Here is a 270-nt window from a genome sequence, read left to right as displayed (position 1 = left end):
CCAATGCGGAAGTAGTTCAGTGGTAGAACACCACCTTGCCAAGGTGGGGGTCGCGAGTTCGAATCTCGTCTTCCGCTTACGTATCATATGCAATAAGTCCTGCCGGGGTGGTGGAATTGGCAGACACACAGGACTTAAAATCCTGCGGTAGGTGACTACCGTGCCGGTTCAAGTCCGGCCCTCGGCACCATAAAATGCGCCCTTAGCTCAGCTGGATAGAGTGTTTGACTACGAATCAAAAGGTCGGGAGTTCGAATCTCTCAGGGCGCA

3 tRNA genes are annotated in these 270 nt (G+C 53.3%); all 3 read left to right on the top strand.

The features are described 5' to 3' along the window. Positions 1-5: 5 nt before the first annotated feature. The 3 genes from SAZ04_RS22165 to SAZ04_RS22155 all read left to right on the top strand — a co-directional run bounded on the left by SAZ04_RS22165 (position 6) and on the right by SAZ04_RS22155 (position 270). A tRNA-Gly gene (locus tag SAZ04_RS22165) sits at positions 6-77 on the top strand. Between the two features lie 24 nt (positions 78-101). Next, a tRNA-Leu gene (locus SAZ04_RS22160) sits at positions 102-190 on the top strand. A gap of 6 nt (positions 191-196) precedes the next feature. Continuing rightward, a tRNA-Arg gene (locus tag SAZ04_RS22155) sits at positions 197-270 on the top strand.

The sequence above is a fragment of the Halalkalibacter lacteus genome, from assembly GCF_036663595.1.
Classification (GTDB): domain Bacteria; phylum Bacillota; class Bacilli; order Bacillales; family Bacillaceae_D; genus Halalkalibacter; species Halalkalibacter lacteus.
This window is presented reverse-complemented; position numbering and strand designations above follow the sequence as displayed.